The sequence below is a fragment of the Martinezella sp. CNPSo 3890 genome (assembly GCF_057784455.1).
In genome coordinates this window covers 148,569-166,717 of record NZ_JBXSOR010000001.1, presented here as the reverse complement: position 1 = coordinate 166,717, position 18,149 = coordinate 148,569, and the positions used below count along the sequence as shown (strand labels likewise).

Genomic DNA, 18,149 nt, shown 5'->3' with positions numbered 1-18,149 from the left:
CAAATACGGTGTTTTATGCCCGCGAGAAAGACCCCGCTGAAAGCTTCCATACCCGTCTCGAAAGCACCAATAGTACCCCCCAGTCTGAGATCGGCACGCGGCGTGGCAAACTGGAAGGAAGCGGCTCAATGGCTGCGGGCACGCGGGATCGAGGACATAGAATGCATCACGCCGGACCTTGCCGGCGTGCCGCGCGGCAAGATGATGCCGACATCGAAATTCACCTCCAACACATCGCTGGCACTGCCCTCGGCGATCTATCGACACACGATCTCCGGCGAATATCCGGAAGAGACCGAAAGCTTCCGCTACGAGCCGCGCGACAACGACCTGAAGCTGGTCCCCGACCTGTCGACGCTGTCGGTCGTGCCCTGGGAAACGGATCCGACCGCGCAGGTCATCTGCGATATCGTCAATTCCGAGGGACAGGAAGTCTCCTATACGCCGCGCAACGTGCTGAAGCGCATCATGGGGCTCTATCGTAATCGCGGCTGGAAGCCGGTGGTGGCGCCGGAAATCGAATTCTATCTCGTCGCCAAGAATGACGATCCGGATTATCCGCTGCACCCGCCGAAGGGTCGTTCCGGCCGCTCGATCCTCGGCGGCCAAGGCTATTCGATCGCCGGCATCAACGAGTTCGACGAGCTGATCGACGACATCTATCACTTCTCCGAGAAGCAGGGCCTTGAGATCGATACGCTGATCCATGAAGAAGGGCCGGCGCAGCTGGAAATCAACCTGCGCCATGGCGATCCGATCGAGCTTGCCGACCAGGTGTTCATGTTCAAGCGCACGATCCGCGAGGCGGCGCTGAAGCACGGCATCTACGCGACCTTCATGGCCAAACCGATGCAGAGCCAGCCGGGCTCGGCGATGCACATCCATCAGTCTGTCGTGAACATCGAGACGGGCAAGAACGTTTTCACCAATCCGGATGGCAGTCCCTCGCCCGAATTCTTCCATTTCATCGGCGGCATGCAGCGCTTCGTGCCGAATGCGCTCGCCATGCTGGCGCCCTATGTGAACTCCTATCGCCGGCTGGCGCCGAACATGTCCTGCCCTGTCAACAATGCCTGGGGCTACGACAACCGTACCACAGCTTTCCGCGTGCCAATCTCCGATCCGCAGGCGAGACGTGTGGAAAACCGGCTGCCGAGCTCGGATGCCAATCCCTATCTGGCGCTCGCAGCCTCGCTCGCCTCCGGCCTGCTCGGCATCATGAAAAAGGTGGAGCCGACGGCGCCAACCGAGGATTCTGCCAACGAAGGCTCCATCGACCTGCCGCGCGGTCTCCTCGAAGCCATCGCACTGATGGAAGACGAGCCGGCCTTCGAAGAGGTCTTCGGCCAGGATTTCATCGGTATCTATGCCGGCGTGAAACGCGGCGAGTTCGAGACCTTCATGCAGGTGATCAGCCCGTGGGAGCGGGAATTCCTTCTGCTCAACGTGTGAGGGAGATCGCCCATGACATTGCAGGAAACTTGGCAGAGCCCGATTGCTCCAGGCCTTTCCTTCTACCAGGCGACCGTCGGCCCGCGTCCGATCTATCCGAAGCTCGACGGCTCGCGCCGCGCAGATGTCGCGATCATCGGCGGTGGCTATACCGGCCTTCAGGCCGCCTACAACCTCGCCAAAGGCGGTGTCGACATCACTCTGATCGACGCCAACCGCTTCGGCGACGGTGCGTCCGGGCGTAACGGCGGACAGCTCGGCACCGGCCAGCGCTGGTGGCCGGAAGAGCTCGAAGAGAAGATCGGCTATGAGCGATCGAAGGCCCTCTTCGATCTGGCCGAAGATGCCAAGCGGCATCTTCTCGATTTCGCGTCCGAGCATGGCATCGACATCGATTTCCTGCCCGGCCAGATGAATGTCACGCATAAGCGCAGCTACAAGCGCGACTATATGGATAGTGCGGAGATCGCAGCGACCCGCTATGGCTATCCGCACATGACGTTCATGGATGAGGCCGAAACCCAGGAGCGGCTGGGGTCGAAGTTCTATCTCTATGGCGTCCGGGATACGGGCACGGGTCATATCCACCCGCTGAAGCTTCTCATAGGCCTTGCCCGCGTCGCGGCTGAGGCCGGCGCTTCTCTCTTCGAAATGACCAAGGCAAAGAGCTTTCGTCAAGCGGACGGTAAGACCATTATCGAGACGGATGGCGGCGAGATCACAGCTGACCGGGTGCTGATCGCCTGCAACGGCTATATCGGCAATCTGGAGCCGGTGACGGCAAGTCACGTCATGCCGATCCGCTCCTTCATCGGTGCGACCGAACCGCTCGACCGCTTTCCGGCCGTGCTGCCCGGTAATGAAGCCGTGGCCGATTCGCGATTCGTCGTGCGCTATTTCCGCAAATCGAGGGATGGACGCCTGCTGTTCGGCGGGCGCGAGGCTTATACATCAGACAATCCGCGCGACATAACGCAGCACATCCGCCGGCAAATCATCGAAATCTATCCAGCTCTCGGCGATATCAGGATCGACTATGCCTGGGGCGGTTCGGTCGGCATCACCATGCCGAGGCAGCCCTTCGTGCGTGAGGTCATGCCTGGTGTCACCTCGATCGGCGGCTATTCCGGCCATGGGGTGATGCTGTCAAATTATTGCGGTAAACTCTATGCGAAAACGGTTCTCGGGAATGCGGATGAACTTCGCCTCTTCAGGGAACTGAACATTCCGCCCTTCCCCGGCGGCGCGCGCATGCGGGCGCCTCTGCTGTTCCTGGCGCTCTCGTGGTTTGCGTTGCGCGACAGGTTTTGAAAACCGGAAGATGATTTCTTCCGCCGGTAATCCGCTCTAAAAACCGAGTCTGAATTTTGCGATGCACACTGGCCTTTTTAAATCGATTAGATTAAAAGGGGCCTCAACCAAGACCGATTGAGAGATAGCTCATGAGCAGCCAAATCATTCCCGTTGAACCATTTGATTATGTCGTTTTCGGCGGCAGCGGCGACCTTGCCGAACGCAAGCTCCTGCCCGCTCTTTACCATCGTCAGGTCGAAGGTCAGTTTTCCGAGCCAACCCGTATCATCGGCGCTTCACGCAGCGCGCTTTCCAATGAGGAATACCGCAAATTTGCCGACGCCGCCCTCAAGGAGCACCTGAAGAAGGGCGAATATGACGACGCCGAGGTCAAGAAGTTCCTCGCTCGTCTGTTCTACGTACCCGTTGACGCGCGCAGCGACGCCGGCTGGGATCAGCTCAAGAAGATACTGGACGAAGGCAAGGAGCGCGTGCGCGCCTTCTACCTCGCCGTCGCGCCTGGCATCTTCGGCGACATCTCGCAGAAGATCCACGATCACAAGCTGATCACCAAGCAGACCCGTATCGTCGTCGAAAAGCCGATCGGCCGCGACCTTGCATCCGCCCTGCAGCTGAACGACACGATCGGCAAGGTCTTCAAGGAAGAGCAGATCTTCCGCATCGACCACTATCTCGGCAAGGAAACCGTGCAGAACCTGATGGCGCTGCGCTTTGCCAACGCTCTCTACGAGCCGCTGTGGAACGCTAACCACATCGATCACGTGCAGATCACCGTCGCTGAATCGGTCGGTCTCGAAGGCCGCGCCGGCTACTACGACACGGCCGGCGCCCTGCGCGACATGGTGCAGAACCACATCCTGCAGCTGCTTTGCCTGACCGCGATGGAAATCCCCTCCTCAATGGATTCGGAAGCCGTTCGCGACGAGAAGCTGAAGGTGCTGCGCGCGCTGAAGCCGATCGACGCTTCCAACGTCGAGCAGGCAACGGTTCGCGGTCAGTACCGCGCCGGCGCTTCGGCAGGCGGCCCGGTCAAGGGCTACCTCGACGAGCTGGAAGGCGGCGTTTCCAACACCGAAACCTTCGTCGCCATCAAGGCCGAGATCGGCAACTGGCGCTGGGCTGGCGTTCCCTTCTACATCCGCACCGGCAAGCGTCTCGCCGGCCGTATGTCGGAGATCGTCATCACCTTCAAGCACATTCCCCACACCATCTTCGATCAGGCTGCCGGCCGCATAGTCGCCAACCAGCTCATCATCCGCCTGCAGCCGGATGAAGGCGTCAAGCAGTCGCTGATGATCAAGGACCCAGGCCCGGGCGGCATGCGCCTGCGCAACGTCTCGCTCGACATGAGCTTCGCGTCTGCCTTCAACGTCCGCAATCCGGATGCCTACGAGCGCCTGCTGATGGACGTCATCCGCTCCAACCAGACGCTGTTCATGCGCCGCGACGAAGTCGAAGCCGCATGGGAATGGGTCGACCCGATCCTCAAGGGTTGGGAAGAAGCCAGTCAGCAGGTGCAGGGCTACACGGCAGGCACCTGGGGTCCGAGCCAGGCTATTGCGCTTATCGAGCGTGACGGCCGCACCTGGCACGACGATATCTAATCTGGGACGATAACGATGACAGCGAATATGCATGCTTTTGCCAATGGTGCCGAACTCGCCGGCAAGCTCGCGGACAAGGTGGCCGAGACCCTCTCGGTCGCCGTCGCGACGCGCGGCTCCGCAAGCATCGCGGTCTCCGGCGGCTCGACGCCGAAGGCCTTCTTCCAGGCGCTGTCATCGCGCTCGATCGAATGGAGCAAGGTGACGATCACCCTCGTCGACGAACGCTTCGTGCCGGCGGACAATCCGCGTTCGAACCACCTGCTCGTTCAGGAAAACCTGCTGAAGGACAAGGCGGCAGCCGCCAAGTTCCTTCCGCTCTATCAGGCTGCGGCCTCTGTCGAAGAGGCTGCAGTTATCGCCACGGAAGAAACCAAGGCTATCGGCCATCCCTTCGATGTCGCCATTCTCGGCATGGGCAATGACGGCCACACCGCCTCCTTCTTTCCCGGCGGCAGCAATCTCAAGACCGCACTCGATCCGAACACCCCGCGCGGCATCATCACGATGGAAGCGGAAGGTGCCGGTGAGCCGCGGCTGACATTCACTTTCTCCAGCCTTCAGGATGCCCGATTGCTGGTGCTCCATATCGAGGGAGAAGGAAAGAAAGAGGTTCTCGCCAAAGCCGAAGCGGCGGGCGAGGAAACCGAGATGCCGATCCGCTCCATGCTGCGACGGGCGGCTTCCCCGGTCGAGATTTATTGGGCTCCCTGACACGGCCGACAGGCCTCGTCATCGAACCCTGAATGACACAGCAACCTATGCTGCGCCATGTGCCCTTGCGGGCGCAGCGACAAAGCATTGACTTTTGGACCCCCCGCGCCACGCCCCCACCGAGATAGATCTTCGGGCATTGCGCAGAACAGACGGAGGCAGATCGACCATGGCCGCTGACGCCCGCATTTCCAAGATCACCGCACGCATCGTCGAGCGCTCGAAGCCGACGCGCGAACGCTATCTGGACCGCCTGCGCAATGCCGCAACGAAGGGCGCGCAGCGCTCCGTGCTTGGCTGCGCCAATCTTGCGCATGGCTTCGCCATCTGTTCCCCCTCCGAGAAGGATGCGCTGGCCGGAGACCGCGTGCCCAATCTCGGGATCATCACCTCCTACAACGATATGCTCTCGGCACATCAGCCCTTTGAGACTTATCCTGCGATCATTCGCGAGGCGGCGGCGCAAGCGGGCGGTATCGCCCAGGTGGCTGGCGGCGTGCCGGCCATGTGCGACGGCGTCACGCAGGGCCAGCCCGGCATGGAGCTCTCGCTCTTCTCGCGTGACCTGATTGCCATGTCGGCTGCCGTCGGCCTGTCGCACAATATGTTCGATGCGGCCGTCTTCCTCGGTGTCTGCGACAAGATCGTCCCCGGCCTCGTCATCGCCGCCCTCTCCTTCGGCCATCTGCCTGCCGTCTTCATCCCGGCCGGCCCGATGACCTCGGGGTTGCCGAACGACGAGAAGTCGCGCGTGCGCCAGCTCTATGCCGAAGGCAAGGTCGGCCGCGCCGAACTCCTCGAAGCGGAATCGAAATCCTATCACGGCCCCGGCACCTGCACCTTCTACGGCACGGCCAATTCCAATCAGATGCTGATGGAGATCATGGGCTTCCACATGCCAGGCGCCTCCTTTATCAATCCCGGCACGCCGCTGCGCGAGGCTCTGACGCGCGAGGCGACCAAGCGCGCACTCGCCATCACCGCCATGGGCAATGAATTCACGCCGGCCGGCGAGATGATCGACGAGCGCTCGATCGTCAACGGCGTCGTCGGCCTGCATGCGACCGGCGGCTCGACGAACCACACAATGCACATCGTCGCCATGGCTCGCGCGGCCGGCATCGTGCTCACCTGGCAGGATATTTCCGAGCTTTCCGACATCATCCCGCTGCTTGCCCGCGTCTATCCGAACGGGCTTGCCGACGTGAACCATTTCCATGCTGCCGGCGGTATGGGCTTCCTCATCAAGGAACTTCTGAAGAAGGGGCTGCTGCACGACGACGTGCGCACCGTCTACGGCCACGGCCTCGAGAGCTACTCCATCGACGTCAAGCTCGGTGCTGACGGCAATGTGGTGCGCGAGCCAGCCCCGGACAAAAGCCACGACCCGAAAGTGCTGGCAAGCATCGACACGCCCTTCCAGAGCAATGGCGGCCTGAAGATGCTGCGCGGCAATATCGGCAAGGCGGTCATCAAGATTTCTGCCGTCAAGCCGGAGCGCCACATCATCGAAGCGCCGGCCGTGATCTTCCACGACCAGCTCGAGATGCAGCAGGCCTTCAAGGACGGCAAGCTGAACCGCGATTTCGTCGCCGTCGTCCGCTTCCAGGGACCGAAGGCCAATGGCATGCCCGAGCTGCACAAGCTGACGCCGGCACTCGGCGTGCTGCAGGATCGCGGTTTCCGCGTGGCTCTGTTGACCGACGGCCGCATGTCTGGCGCATCGGGCAAGGTCCCGGCCGCCATTCATGTGACGCCGGAGGCCGTCGACGGCGGCCCGATCGCCCGCATCCGGGAAGGCGACATCATCCGCATCGATGCGATCGCCGGCACGCTGGAAGTCCTCGTCGATGCCGCCGATATGGCGGAGCGGGAGCCCGTGGTCGCCGATCTCTCGGAGAATGAATTCGGCATGGGCCGCGAGCTCTTCGTACCGTTCCGCCACGCCGCGGGGCCGGCGGATCAGGGCGCAAGCGTCCTGTTCCGCCACTGAGATTATCCGCTGGATTTCGGCAGGGCGGCATTGAAGGCTGATCAAGGAGCTTTCGATGCCATATTTCCTGCTTCCGGCGGAGCCTTGTCCGTCCATGCCGGCGGAAGGCCGAGGCGTGCTCCCACAAAGCCCGTTACGCCCGGTGACTTCCCGAACGCCTTGCAGGCCTCATACTTGGGCGCGCGGCCGACGAGGGCCGCCAATTTCGCCTTGGAAGGGAACGAGGGCGCCGCGCCGAACGGCGTCTTGCCCTTGACCAGCATCTTGCTGAAATCGCCGCCGAATTTGGCGGCGAGGCTATAGGCATCCCCTTCCTTGGCGATGGTGCCCGAATCAAAGAATGCGTTCGCGCCACGTCCCCAGATCATGACAGCCTTCTGTACGCCTTGGGGATTGAAAGCCTCCGCCTCGAGCGAGAGGCTGCCCATGCCGATCGGAATACGCGGAACCGGAACCGGTACACCCGGCAGCAATACGCTCTTGCCCACAGACGCAACTTTCGAAACTCCGACGGCGGTGGCATTCGTTGCCCTGACCTGTGTCACGACGGCGCGGACGGTCAAATCCGCTGGCTCGGACAGACCGACGACGGCAAAGCGTTCGCTCAATCCGGAACAAAGCGCCCTGTCGACGGCATTGGTGACGAGATCGCGCTGTTTGGGTGTAAAGGCGGCGTTTTCGGCGCGCATGGAAAAAGCCGTGGGAATGATCTTCACGGTTTTGGCCGCAAAAACATCGTCCTTGCTCACCCTCAGAAGCGAGTGTGCGACCAACCCGTCCGATCGGGCCAGGCCATCATAAGATCGCAGGGATCCCGCCCGATCCAGCGGCGCGGCGGCACAGCCCCCTAGCACGCTCAACAGCAGAGCCATCGAGCAAATATCGCGCCTCCGACGGCTTTCGGCGGCATATGGACCACAGGTCTTACTTCCATCGTGATTTGAGATTGCATTGGCTGCCATGGATGTTTGTGCTCCTGCACCGGGTTATGAACATCAGCATCAACATTAAATATCGCACTTAGTGTAATATTAATATCGGCCGATTTGCGGCAATCGGGGAGCGAAGCGGAGAATTTATTTCACCAGAGATTGAGACCACAGAGAAGGAGCCACGGGGCATGCGCCAGATTTGAGCGGCGTTGCGACTCATGCCAAAATGATCCAATGCACGATGCACCATCCAAGCCGGAAGGCCTGCGCCAACAGAAGCGCCGCGTGACCTTTCAACGCATAGCGGACGTCGGAATGAAATCCTTTCTTGAGAAAGGTTATCAGGAAACGACAATCGAGGAGATTGCGGCAGCAGCCGGGATTTCCCGCCGGACTTTCTTTTATTACTTCAAGAGCAAGGACGATATTCTTCTGGCGCATCAACGCCGATATATGGATGCGCTGCGGACTGGCATCATGGAGAGTGCCTCAGCCGGGCGCCCCCTAGAGGTCGTCCATCAAGCCACCCTGGGACTTGTGGTCCGTATCGAGGCGGAAGCGCCTCGGCTTCTGGAGACTGCCAAGCTTTTACGTCAAAGCGAGATCTTGCGCGCCCGCGCACGAGGCAACTCTTTGGAGCTCGAGCAAATCGCCTACCAAGCCCTGTGCGAATTGTTTCCGACGAAGGACCCAGACGGTCTGCGGCTGGTTTCGATGATCGCAGTCAGTCCGCTGCGCCTGTCGGTCGACAAATGGTTGCGGGAAAATGGCAGACTGCCGCTGATCAAATATCTTGAGGATGCGCTCGAAAAATGGCGGACGGAAATCTGAACCGTCTGCCGTACGGATCGCTATGCCCGTTTCTTGTGGCCGTCGATCAGGCGCGGATATCGAGCACGCGGTTCTTATGGGCCGGATGCGTGCTGTAGACGAAGATCTTGTTCATTTCCTTCTCGGTGAGAAGACGCAGGAAACGAACTTCGACGGTGTTGTTGGAGAAGACCTTCATCAACACGCAGCCGATCTTGGTAATGCGCGCGTCGGGGATATCCAGATAGAATTGCTTCGGCAGATTATACTGGGTGAGGATCGCGAGAACCGCACTGCTCTGCGAGATACGAATAATATCGCAGCGGCGGGACGCAAGGTTCATCACACCCTTTTCGGTGTATTCGAGGCGCGCCGCATTCATCGTATCTTCCATGCGGAACCGCACCTCGCGGTCATACATGAAGGATTCTTCTTTGTTGAGGAAATGCTGACCCGAATTAGCTCTGCCGAACGCGGCCATCTTAGTAGACCCCTGAAGTATATTATGGAGGGAGACTATCAGCCGGTCTTTAACAGAAGGTTTGAACGCGCCGGCCCTAGATGAATTTTGTTATTCACCTTTGTTTGAGCCGGCGACGCTCCCGTAAGCCACTACTTGCGATAGGAATGGCCGCTGGCATCGAACAGATGCAGCTTCTGCCGGTCGGCCGTAAAGCGCATCTTCTGCCCGCGATGAATATCGGCAATGCCGGGAATCTTGACGATAATCGGCTCGCCATCGACCAGACCTTCGAGATAGAGCTGGGTCACTTCGCCAAGCGCCTCGACGATGGAAACCTCGCCTTCGAAGAGATAGTCGTCACCGGTTGCGACGCGCAGGTCTTCCGGACGCACACCGAAGCTCGCCGTCTTGCCCTTCTCGTCGGCCGTCGTCGGAACATCCAGCGTCACGGCCTTGCCGCCCGTCAGCGTCACGGTGGTCGTCGAGCCGGTTTCGGTTACCGTCGCCGGGATGATGTTCATGGCGGGCGAGCCGATGAACTTGGCGACGAACAGATTGGCCGGGCGCTCGTAAAGCTCGAGCGGTGCACCGACCTGTTCGACGCGGCCGGCTGACAGCACCACGATGCGATCGGCCAGCGTCATGGCCTCCACCTGGTCGTGGGTGACGTAAATCATCGTCGTCTCTGGCATCGACTGGCTGAGCTTGGCGATCTCGATGCGGGTCGCGACACGGAGCGCGGCGTCGAGGTTCGACAGCGGCTCGTCGAACAGGAAGACCTTCGGATTGCGGCAGATGGCGCGGCCGATGGCGACGCGCTGGCGCTGACCACCCGAAAGTGCCTTCGGCAGACGCTCCAGATATTGCGTGAGTTGCAGGCTCGCTGCCGCCGCCCTCACGCGACGGTCGATCTCCTGCTTGCTTTCGCCGGCGATGCGCATGCCGAAGGCCATGTTGTCGTAGACCGTCATATGCGGGTAGAGCGCGTAGGACTGGAAGACCATGGCAATGCCGCGCCGCGACGGCGGCACCTCATTCACCTTCTGCCCGGCGATCATCATATCCCCGGCCGTGATGCTCTCCAGGCCGGCGATCATCCTGAGCAAGGTGGACTTGCCGCAGCCGGAGGGGCCGACGAAGACGATGAATTCGCCTTCGTTGATCTCCAGATCGATGCCGTGCAGCACATGCACGCTGCCGTAGGATTTCTTGATATCCTTCAGAACAAGTCCCGTCATTATGCTTCCTCCTCCCAAAGGTCAGGCAAGACGCGCGAAGTAGGCGCCCCAGGCCGGAATATCGATCTTGTTGCCGTAGTTGTTGCTGGTAAATCCGTGTCCCGTCAACGCCTGCCAATTGCCATCAGGCAGGGCTGCCAGCGTTTCGACAGGGCTCATGTTGAAGACGCAGAGAATGGTCTCACCGGCATAAGTGCGGGTGTAGATCAGCACGTCGCCCTGCGGCTCCGAAAAGGCAATCTCGCCCTTGGCGAAGGCCGGATGCTGCTTCCGGAAGGCGAGGAAGCGACGGTACTGCTCCAGCACCGAATTTTCATCGCCCTGCTGGACGCTGACGGCGCGCAGAATATGCTCGACCGGCACCGGCAGCCAAGGTTTGACGGTGGAAAAGCCTCCCTGCGCCACCTGGCTGTCCCAGACCATCGGCGTGCGGCAACCATCTCGCCCCTTGAATTCCGGCCAGAACTGGATGCCATAGGGGTCCTGCAGGTCCTGATAGGCGAGATCGGCTTCCGTCAGTGCCAGTTCCTCACCCTGATAGAGGCAGACGGAGCCGCGCAGGGTCAGCAGCAGCGCCGCATAGAGCTTGGCGAAAGCATCGCGGTCCGCCACCAGATTGCCCCAGCGGCTGACATGGCGCACGACGTCGTGGTTGGAGAAGGCCCAGCACGCCCAGCCTTCTGGAGCAGCCGTGTCGAAGTCGTTCATCACCTCTTCGACGCGATCCGGCGACAGGGCATCCGGCGCCAGAAATTCGAAGGCGTAGCACATATGCATCTTGTCGCCGCCGGAGGTGTATTCGCCGACGATTTCGAGGCCACGCTGGCTGTCGCCCACTTCGCCGACGGCGGCAATCGCCGGATATTCGTCGAGGACGGCACGGAAGCGCTTCAGGAATTCCAGGTTCTCGGGGCGGTTCTTGTCGTAGAGATGCTCCTGGAAGTTATAGGGATTGACCGCCGGTGCAGTGGAGGCGTTGCGGCGCGAAGGCTCCAGCGCCGGGTTGTCGCGCAATTCCTTGTCGTGGAAGTAGAAATTGATGGTGTCGAGACGGAAGCCATCGACGCCACGGTCGAGCCAGAAACGTACGACATCAAGCAAGCGATCCTGCACCTCTGGATTATGCAGGTTCATATCCGGCTGCGAGGTCAGGAAGTTGTGCAGGTAATATTGCATGCGGGTCGGATCCCACGCCCAGGCCGAGCCGCCGAAGATCGACAGCCAGTTGTTGGGCGGCGTGCCGTCCGGCTTGGCATCGGCCCAGACGTACCAGTCGGCCTTGGGGTTATTCTTGCTCGAACGGCTCTCGACGAACCAGGGATGGCGATCCGAGCTGTGCGACAGCACCAGATCGATCATCACCTTGATGCCGAGACGATGAGCTTCCGTCACCATCGCATCGAAATCGGCGAGCGAACCGAAGATCGGATCGACGTCCTCGTAATTGGAGACGTCATAGCCGAAATCGCGCATCGGCGACGTGAAGAACGGCGAAATCCAGATCGCATCGACGCCAAGCGATGCGACATGCGGCAGGCGGACGGCGATGCCCTTGAGATCGCCGATGCCGTCGCCGTTGGAGTCCTGATAGGAACGCGGATAGATCTGATAGATCACGGCGCCGCGCCACCAGTCCTTGTCAACTTCCGAAGCCGATTGAAGAGCAATGCTCATGCTGAATGGGTCCTGTAGTAAGTACGTGTTTTTGAATCAGCCCCCCTTCACCGACCCGGCAAGCAGACCGCGCACGAGATAGCGCTGCAGACCGAAGAAGACGAGGAGTGGGATAAGGATAGTGACGAAGGCCGAGGCCGTCAGGATTTCCCAGTTGCCGCCGCGCGAGCCGAGCAGCGCGTTGAGGGCGGCCGTGAGCACGAGGTGATCCTTGTCGGTGCCGAGGAAGACCATCGCAATCAGAAGGTCGTTCCACACCCAGAGAAACTGGAAGATCGCGAAGGAGGCCAGTGCCGGGAATGACAGCGGCAAGATAATCTTGACAAAAATGTCGAAATCGCTGGCGCCATCGACGCGGGCGGATTCGATGATTTCCTTCGGCAGGCCGGCAATGTAATTGCGCAGGAGATAGATGGCGAGCGGCAGACCGAAGGCCGTGTGCGCCAGCCAGATGCCTGGATAGGTCTTCGACGGCACGCCGAACATCTGGCCGATCTCGTTATAGATGCGCAGGAGCGGAATCAGCGACATCTGCAGCGGCACGACGATCAGGCCGACGACGAGCGCAATCAGAATCGCGCGGCCTGGAAACTCCATCCAGGCAAGCGCATAGGCCGCAAAGGCAGCGATCAGGATCGGAATGACCGTCGCGGGAATCGTTACCGTCAGCGAGTTGATGAAGGACTGGCCGATACCCTCGCCGCCCAGCACGTTGCGATAGTTGTCGAGCGTGAATTGCGGCGGCGTGGCGACCGTCAAATAGACGCGCTTCGCCCGCGCATCAGCTTCGAACGGGCCATTCTTCTGATAGCGATAGCTTCCGTCAGAGTTGATCGTCAGCGTCTCACCATTTTCCAGTGTGGCGGGAGCGCCAGCCTTGTAGGCTGCCGGCTCCTGTACGCGCAGGCCGAAGGACTGGATCTTGCCGCCGCCTTCGACGGCGAGCGTGCCTGATATCACGAAATTTGCGCCGTCCGGCTTTGCCTTATCCGGACCGTCGAGGCGGGCTGCCGTGGTGCGCGACGAGCCGGCAAAGGCCGTCCACCAGCCGGAAGCGACGATCTGATCCTTGTCGCGCAGTGCCGTGACGAAGATGCCGAGCGTCGGCAACAGCCAGATAAGGACGATGAGCAATACCGCGGCGTGAACGAAGATGCGGGCGGGGCCGATGCGACCGAGATTTCCAATCATGTCAGCGCCCCTTCGTTTCTGCGTTTGCACGGCGGATGTTCCAGATCATGATCGGCGTGACCGCGATCATGATGACCAGTGCGATGACGGCACTTCGGCCGCTATCCCCGCCGCCGCGGAACATCCAGTTGAACATCAGGTTGGCGAGCACCATCGTGTTCCATTGACCGTTGGTCATGGTGAGCACGATGTCGAACACCTTGAGGACAAGGATGGTGATCGTGGTCCAAACCGTGGCAATCGTGCCCCAGACCTGTGGCACCATGATCTTCCAGAAGATCTGCCAGCCATTGGCGCCATCGATGACGGCCGCTTCGATCGTCTCCTCCGGAATGCCGCGCAGGGCCGCCGAAAGGATGACCATGGCAAAACCGGTCTGGATCCAGATCAGCATGACCATCAGGAAGAAGTTGTTCCAGAACGGAATGGTGATCCAGACCTCCGGCGTGCCGCCGAACAACTGGACGATGGCATTCAGTAGGCCGATCTGCGCGTCGGTGCCGCCACGATATTCATAGATGAATTTCCAGATGACCGAGGCGCCGACGAAGGAAATCGCCATCGGCATGAAGATGACGGCCTTCGCGATATTGCCCCACCAGATGCGGTCGGTCATGACAGCGATGACGAGACCGAAGAAGGTACAGGCAGCCGGCACGACGGCAAGCCAAAGAATGTTGTTGAAGATCGACTGGCGGAATTCGGTGTCGTTGAGCGCCCAGAGATAATTGGCGCCGCCGACGAATTTGCTGCCGTCCGGCCCGTAGAAGGACAGGATGAAGGTCGCGACGACGGGATAGACGAGATAGACGACGAGCAGGAGCAGTGCCGGCCCCAAAAACAGCCAGGGGCGGATGAGGCCACGGCGGCGAAGATTGACAGCCGCCTGATGGACGTCGTCACCCTCCCGCGCCGGGAAAATCACGTCCAGAAACTTGTTGGAGAACCAAAAATAAGCGGCGCAAATGGCAACGCCGAATATCATGGCGCCAATCGCCGATACGATCTGCGAAAACATCCCTTCCCTCCCCGAATTCTCTGCTTTTGTCCATCAGTCGGGCATCGGCCGCGCTGAAGGGCGCGTCGTTATATGCAGTATGGCGCCGCCGGCGAAATGCCGGCGACGGCAGGGCTATGATGTCTTACTTGATGGCGTCCCAGGACTTCTGGATACCGTCGGCTACATCCTGAGCGGACTTGCCGCCGACGAAATCCACCATGCCCGTCCAGAACGAGCCTGCGCCGATCTTACCCGGCATCAGGTCGGAACCGTCGAAGCGGAAGGTGGTCGCCGTGGTCAGAATTTCGCCTTCCTTACGCAGCGTGTCGTTGGCGTAGGCAGCCGTGTTGACGGACTTGTAGGGCGTCAGGAAGCCGGACTGGGCCATCCAGACTTCCTGGGCGATCGGCGTCTGCAGGAACTGGATAAAGGCGCGAGCGGCCTTCGAATCCTTGGTGATGGCTGCCAGCGTGCCGGCGCCGAGAACCGGCTTACCGAGTTCAGGATGCGCGGCGCTGGGCGGGAAGTAGAAGAAGTCCGCATCCTGGCCGAGCTTGGTGCCTTCCGGGAAGAAGGACGGGATGAAGGATGCCTGCTTGTGAAGGTAGCACTTCGGTGGGACCGTGAAGAGGCCCTTCGGGCTGTCACGGAAGTCGGTCGAGGCAACGGCCGCAACACCGCCGGCAACATATTTCGGATTCTTTGCAAACTTGCCGAATTCATCGATCGCCGCAACGACCTTCGGATCATTGAACTTCAGCGAGTTATCGACCCAGTGATCATAATCCTGCGGCGTGTTCAGACGCAGCATCAGATCTTCCACCCAGTCGGTTGCCGGCCAGCCGGTCGCACCGCCAGAACCGAGGCCGATACACCAGGGGGTACCGCCATCCTTGACGATCTGATCCGAAAGCTTGATCAGATCCTCCATGGTCGTCGGAACCTTATAGCCGGCTTCCTCGAAGTTTTCCGGAACGTACCAGACCAGCGATTTCAGGTCGGCCTTGTAGGGGAAGGCGTAGAAGGCGTCCTTGCCGTCCTTGCCCTTGTAGGTGCCGTAGCCGACCCAGCTGTCGCCGGCGCCGTAATTGGTCTTGACCCAGGAAGCGAGATCATCACCGAGTGGCGTTAGATAGCCCTTGCTGGCAAGGTTGGCGAGCAGGCCCGGCTGCGGAAGGATGGCGACGTTCGGCGGCGAACCGGCCTGCGTGTCGATGACGATCTGCTGCTCGTAGTTTTCCGAGGACGAATATTTGGCGTTTACGCCGGTCGCTTCGGTGAAGTAGTTCAGGACGCTGGTGAAGAGAGCCTCGTCCTCGCCGCGCCAGGGGCCGAAGATGGTCAGCGTCTCGCCCTTCAGGTCGGCATGCGCCGCCTTGAAGTCGTCATAGCTCTTCCAGTTGAACTTGGAGTCCTGGCCCGGCTGGAACTTCAGATCGGCAGCCATCGCCGTACCGGCCACCAGAGCGGCGGCAGCGACGGTCATCAGAAACATTTTCTTCATGCGGTTGTCCTCCCTAATAACGAAACCCATGAGCCCGGCACAGTTTTGTGCTGCGCGCCCCATTCCTCAAAGCGCTTTGGCTACTCCTGTCATCCATTGAGAGCGGGATAAAGTCAAGCGATTTTCAGATTTCAGTCAGTATACACAGCAATTCTCGCGTTGCAGCATAGAATGCATGTCGATTTTTCACTAATTATCTTGTCTCCCACGCTTCTGCTGCTACATAATTGAAAGCGCTTTGAAAGCCTGAGACTTTTCGGGAAGTTGTCTCGGCATCGTGGCGGCAGGCAGTTGGAGGAGCCGAAATACCGTGAATCTGAAACAGCTATCGCACATGCTCGGGCTGTCGCAGACGACAGTCAGCCGGGCATTGAACGGATATCCGGAGGTCAATCGCGAGACTCGCGAGCGCGTTCTCAAAGCGGTTCGAGAAACCGGCTACCGACCGAACAAGGCGGCCCAGAGACTAGCGACCGGCAAAGCCGGCTCAATCGGGCTCGTCATGCCGACCTCACCCGGAAATTCCTCGGATGTGCACTTCTCGGAGTTTCTGACCGGCCTTGGCGAAGAAGCCTTGCGGCACGACTTCCATTTCGTATTGACGCCGGCGGATCCGAATGATGAGGTCGGCGCCTTGCGACGACTGGCCGCCAGCGGCAATGTCGACGCGCTGTTCGTCAACTATATGCGCGGCCACGACCCTCGCCTGGAAATGCTGAAGTCGCTCTCCATGCCCTTCCTCGTGCATGGACGATCAATCGGCTCCGAGCCGGACTATCCCTTCCTGGATCTCGACAACGAAGCCGCTTTCTACGATGCCACGAAGCTGCTGCTGCAGCTCGGCCATCGGCGCTTTGCTCTTCTGAACGGCCCGATCTACCTCGATTTCGCCATTCGCCGGAAGAACGGCGTGGATGCGGCCCTCGCCGAACGTGGCCTGGCGCTTGAGGAGGCCTGCACCAGCCATACGCCGATGACGGACGAACAGGGCCTGCTCGTCATGGAACGCATTCTGCAGATGGAAAAAGACAAGCGCCCGACGGCCGTGCTTTGCTCGAGTACGGTGCTGGCGCTCGGCGCCGTTCGCGCCATTAATCAGGCAAAGCTCAGGCTTGGCGAGGACATCTCGATGATCGCCCACGACGACGTGCTGACCTTGCTCAAGCCGGAAAACTTCACCGTGCCGCTGACGACCACCCGCTCGTCCCTGCGAGCCGCCGGTGTGCGCATCGCCGAGCGGCTGATCGGGGAAATCAAGCATACGGATACGTTCCCGGCCCAAGAACTATGGAAGGCGGAATTGATCGTGCGCGCATCGACCGGCGTTGCGCCGGCCGACTGATATCTGTTTAGAATTTCGGCGGCTTCTGACCCGCGGCGCGATGGGCAGCGATGACGGTATTGGCCATCAGCATGGCGATCGTCATCGGTCCGACACCGCCTGGAACCGGCGTGATCGCTGCGGCGACTTCGGATGCTTCACTATAGGCGACATCGCCCACCAGCCGGCTCTTGCCTTCGCCGCGCTCGGGTGCATCGATCCGGTTGATGCCGACATCGATAACGGTGGCACCGGGCTTCACCCAATCGGCCTTGACCATCTCCGGACGTCCCACAGCCGCCACCAGAATATCGGCACCTCTGGCGACCGAAGCCAGATCCTTCGTGCGCGAATGCGCCGTGGTCACCGTCGCATTGGCGGACAGCAGCAATTGCGCCATCGGCTTGCCGAACAGGTTGGAGCGGCCGATGACAACGGCATTGAGACCCGACAGGTCCTCGCCATGCACCTGCCGTACCAGCAGCATGGCGCCGGCCGGCGTGCACGAGATCAGCCCGGTTTCGAGATCGCCGGTTGCAAGCTTGCCGGCATTGACAACATGTAGGCCATCGACATCCTTCTCAGGACGGATCGACTGAATGATCGCATCGGAATTCAGATGCTTCGGCAGCGGCAGCTGTACGAGAATGCCGTGGATGGCGGCATCGTCGTTCAGCGAGGCCACTAGCCTTGCCAGCTCACCTTGCGTCGTCTCCGCCGGCAGCGTGTGCTGGATGGACTTGAAGCCGCACTCCTTGGCCATCTTGCTCTTGGAGTTCACATAGGCGTGGCTGGCCGGATCGTCGCCGACGATGACGACCGCAAGCCCGGTCTTCACGTTCGCTTCCGCCTCAAGTCCCGCCGCCGCAGCCTTCACGGCCTCGATCACCGAAGCTGCTGCTTTCTTACCGTCGATCACTGTCGTCACGCTCGTCTCCC

At 60.4% G+C, this 18,149-nt stretch carries 15 protein-coding genes; 7 read left to right on the top strand and 8 right to left on the bottom strand.

All coding sequences use genetic code 11. The features are described from left to right. Positions 1 to 15 precede the first annotated feature (15 nt). The 5 genes from AC13RC_RS00815 (at position 16) to edd (ending at position 7,077) form a co-directional block, all read left to right on the top strand. Positions 16 to 1,452: a glutamine synthetase family protein gene (locus AC13RC_RS00815; RefSeq protein WP_488556215.1), complete on the top strand. Its 1,437-nt coding sequence runs from the start codon at positions 16 to 18 to the stop codon at positions 1,450 to 1,452. Between the two features lie 12 nt (positions 1,453 to 1,464). Next, positions 1,465 to 2,763: an NAD(P)/FAD-dependent oxidoreductase gene (locus AC13RC_RS00810; RefSeq protein WP_488556214.1), complete on the top strand. Its 1,299-nt coding sequence runs from the start codon at positions 1,465 to 1,467 to the stop codon at positions 2,761 to 2,763. A 131-nt stretch (positions 2,764 to 2,894) separates the two neighbouring features. Then, positions 2,895 to 4,370: a glucose-6-phosphate dehydrogenase gene (gene zwf, locus AC13RC_RS00805; RefSeq protein ID WP_095433980.1), complete on the top strand. Its 1,476-nt coding sequence runs from the start codon at positions 2,895 to 2,897 to the stop codon at positions 4,368 to 4,370. Positions 4,371 to 4,385: 15 nt separating this feature from the next. Next, on the top strand, positions 4,386 to 5,084 hold the full coding sequence (gene pgl, locus AC13RC_RS00800; protein WP_488556213.1) for a 6-phosphogluconolactonase: 699 nt from the start codon (positions 4,386 to 4,388) through the stop codon (positions 5,082 to 5,084). Between the two features lie 169 nt (positions 5,085 to 5,253). Continuing rightward, complete coding sequence (gene edd / locus AC13RC_RS00795; RefSeq protein WP_152093700.1) at positions 5,254 to 7,077, top strand: phosphogluconate dehydratase; 1,824 nt, start codon at positions 5,254 to 5,256, stop codon at positions 7,075 to 7,077. A 41-nt stretch (positions 7,078 to 7,118) separates the two neighbouring features. Here edd and AC13RC_RS00790 read toward each other — a convergent pair whose 3' ends face one another. After that, positions 7,119 to 7,949, bottom strand: coding sequence for a DUF3313 domain-containing protein (locus tag AC13RC_RS00790; protein ID WP_233789936.1), 831 nt, complete (start codon positions 7,947 to 7,949; stop codon positions 7,119 to 7,121). Between the two features lie 294 nt (positions 7,950 to 8,243). Here AC13RC_RS00790 and AC13RC_RS00785 point away from each other — a divergent pair, with 294 nt between their 5' ends. After that, complete coding sequence (locus AC13RC_RS00785) at positions 8,244 to 8,840, top strand: TetR/AcrR family transcriptional regulator (RefSeq protein ID WP_145322779.1); 597 nt, start codon at positions 8,244 to 8,246, stop codon at positions 8,838 to 8,840. A gap of 46 nt (positions 8,841 to 8,886) precedes the next feature. Here AC13RC_RS00785 and AC13RC_RS00780 read toward each other — a convergent pair whose 3' ends face one another. The 6 genes from AC13RC_RS00780 to AC13RC_RS00755 all read right to left on the bottom strand — a co-directional run bounded on the left by AC13RC_RS00780 (position 8,887) and on the right by AC13RC_RS00755 (position 15,889). Further along, a complete protein-coding gene (locus tag AC13RC_RS00780; RefSeq protein WP_113330160.1) occupies positions 8,887 to 9,240 on the bottom strand; it encodes a hypothetical protein in 354 nt (117 codons plus the stop codon). Positions 9,241 to 9,431: 191 nt separating this feature from the next. Continuing rightward, positions 9,432 to 10,520 (bottom strand): ABC transporter ATP-binding protein, encoded by a 1,089-nt coding sequence (locus AC13RC_RS00775; protein WP_113330078.1) that lies wholly within the window; start codon positions 10,518 to 10,520, stop codon positions 9,432 to 9,434. A gap of 21 nt (positions 10,521 to 10,541) precedes the next feature. Continuing rightward, on the bottom strand, positions 10,542 to 12,194 hold the full coding sequence (gene bglA / locus AC13RC_RS00770) for a beta-galactosidase BglA (RefSeq protein ID WP_113353777.1): 1,653 nt from the start codon (positions 12,192 to 12,194) through the stop codon (positions 10,542 to 10,544). A gap of 36 nt (positions 12,195 to 12,230) precedes the next feature. Continuing rightward, positions 12,231 to 13,385: a carbohydrate ABC transporter permease gene (locus AC13RC_RS00765; RefSeq protein WP_488556212.1), complete on the bottom strand. Its 1,155-nt coding sequence runs from the start codon at positions 13,383 to 13,385 to the stop codon at positions 12,231 to 12,233. Position 13,386: 1 nt separating this feature from the next. Next, entirely contained in the window at positions 13,387 to 14,403 is a 1,017-nt protein-coding gene (locus AC13RC_RS00760) for a carbohydrate ABC transporter permease (RefSeq protein ID WP_488556211.1), read from the bottom strand. Positions 14,404 to 14,527: 124 nt separating this feature from the next. Then, on the bottom strand, positions 14,528 to 15,889 hold the full coding sequence (locus AC13RC_RS00755) for an ABC transporter substrate-binding protein (RefSeq protein ID WP_488556210.1): 1,362 nt from the start codon (positions 15,887 to 15,889) through the stop codon (positions 14,528 to 14,530). Between the two features lie 310 nt (positions 15,890 to 16,199). Between AC13RC_RS00755 and AC13RC_RS00750 the strand changes: the two genes are divergently transcribed. Beyond that, positions 16,200 to 17,231 carry a substrate-binding domain-containing protein gene (locus tag AC13RC_RS00750; protein WP_183810550.1) on the top strand — a complete coding sequence of 344 codons (1,032 nt, stop codon included), beginning with the start codon at positions 16,200 to 16,202 and terminating at the stop codon, positions 17,229 to 17,231. 7 nt (positions 17,232 to 17,238) lie between these two features. Here AC13RC_RS00750 and folD read toward each other — a convergent pair whose 3' ends face one another. Further along, positions 17,239 to 18,138 carry a bifunctional methylenetetrahydrofolate dehydrogenase/methenyltetrahydrofolate cyclohydrolase FolD gene (gene folD / locus AC13RC_RS00745; RefSeq protein WP_488556209.1) on the bottom strand — a complete coding sequence of 300 codons (900 nt, stop codon included), beginning with the start codon at positions 18,136 to 18,138 and terminating at the stop codon, positions 17,239 to 17,241. Between the last annotated feature and the right edge of the window lie 11 nt (positions 18,139 to 18,149).

Coding starts and splice junctions, on each gene's coding strand:
- AC13RC_RS00765 (WP_488556212.1), bottom strand. CDS start 13,385: ATGATTGGAAATCTCGGTCGCATCGGCCCCGCCCGCATCTTCGTTCAC.
- AC13RC_RS00760 (WP_488556211.1), bottom strand. CDS start 14,403: ATGTTTTCGCAGATCGTATCGGCGATTGGCGCCATGATATTCGGCGTT.
- AC13RC_RS00790 (WP_233789936.1), bottom strand. CDS start 7,949: ATGGCTCTGCTGTTGAGCGTGCTAGGGGGCTGTGCCGCCGCGCCGCTG.
- zwf (WP_095433980.1), top strand. CDS start 2,895: ATGAGCAGCCAAATCATTCCCGTTGAACCATTTGATTATGTCGTTTTC.
- AC13RC_RS00785 (WP_145322779.1), top strand. CDS start 8,244: ATGCACGATGCACCATCCAAGCCGGAAGGCCTGCGCCAACAGAAGCGC.
- AC13RC_RS00755 (WP_488556210.1), bottom strand. CDS start 15,889: ATGAAGAAAATGTTTCTGATGACCGTCGCTGCCGCCGCTCTGGTGGCC.
- AC13RC_RS00780 (WP_113330160.1), bottom strand. CDS start 9,240: ATGTATGACCGCGAGGTGCGGTTCCGCATGGAAGATACGATGAATGCG.
- edd (WP_152093700.1), top strand. CDS start 5,254: ATGGCCGCTGACGCCCGCATTTCCAAGATCACCGCACGCATCGTCGAG.
- bglA (WP_113353777.1), bottom strand. CDS start 12,194: ATGAGCATTGCTCTTCAATCGGCTTCGGAAGTTGACAAGGACTGGTGG.
- AC13RC_RS00815 (WP_488556215.1), top strand. CDS start 16: ATGCCCGCGAGAAAGACCCCGCTGAAAGCTTCCATACCCGTCTCGAAA.
- pgl (WP_488556213.1), top strand. CDS start 4,386: ATGACAGCGAATATGCATGCTTTTGCCAATGGTGCCGAACTCGCCGGC.
- AC13RC_RS00775 (WP_113330078.1), bottom strand. CDS start 10,520: ATGACGGGACTTGTTCTGAAGGATATCAAGAAATCCTACGGCAGCGTG.
- AC13RC_RS00810 (WP_488556214.1), top strand. CDS start 1,465: ATGACATTGCAGGAAACTTGGCAGAGCCCGATTGCTCCAGGCCTTTCC.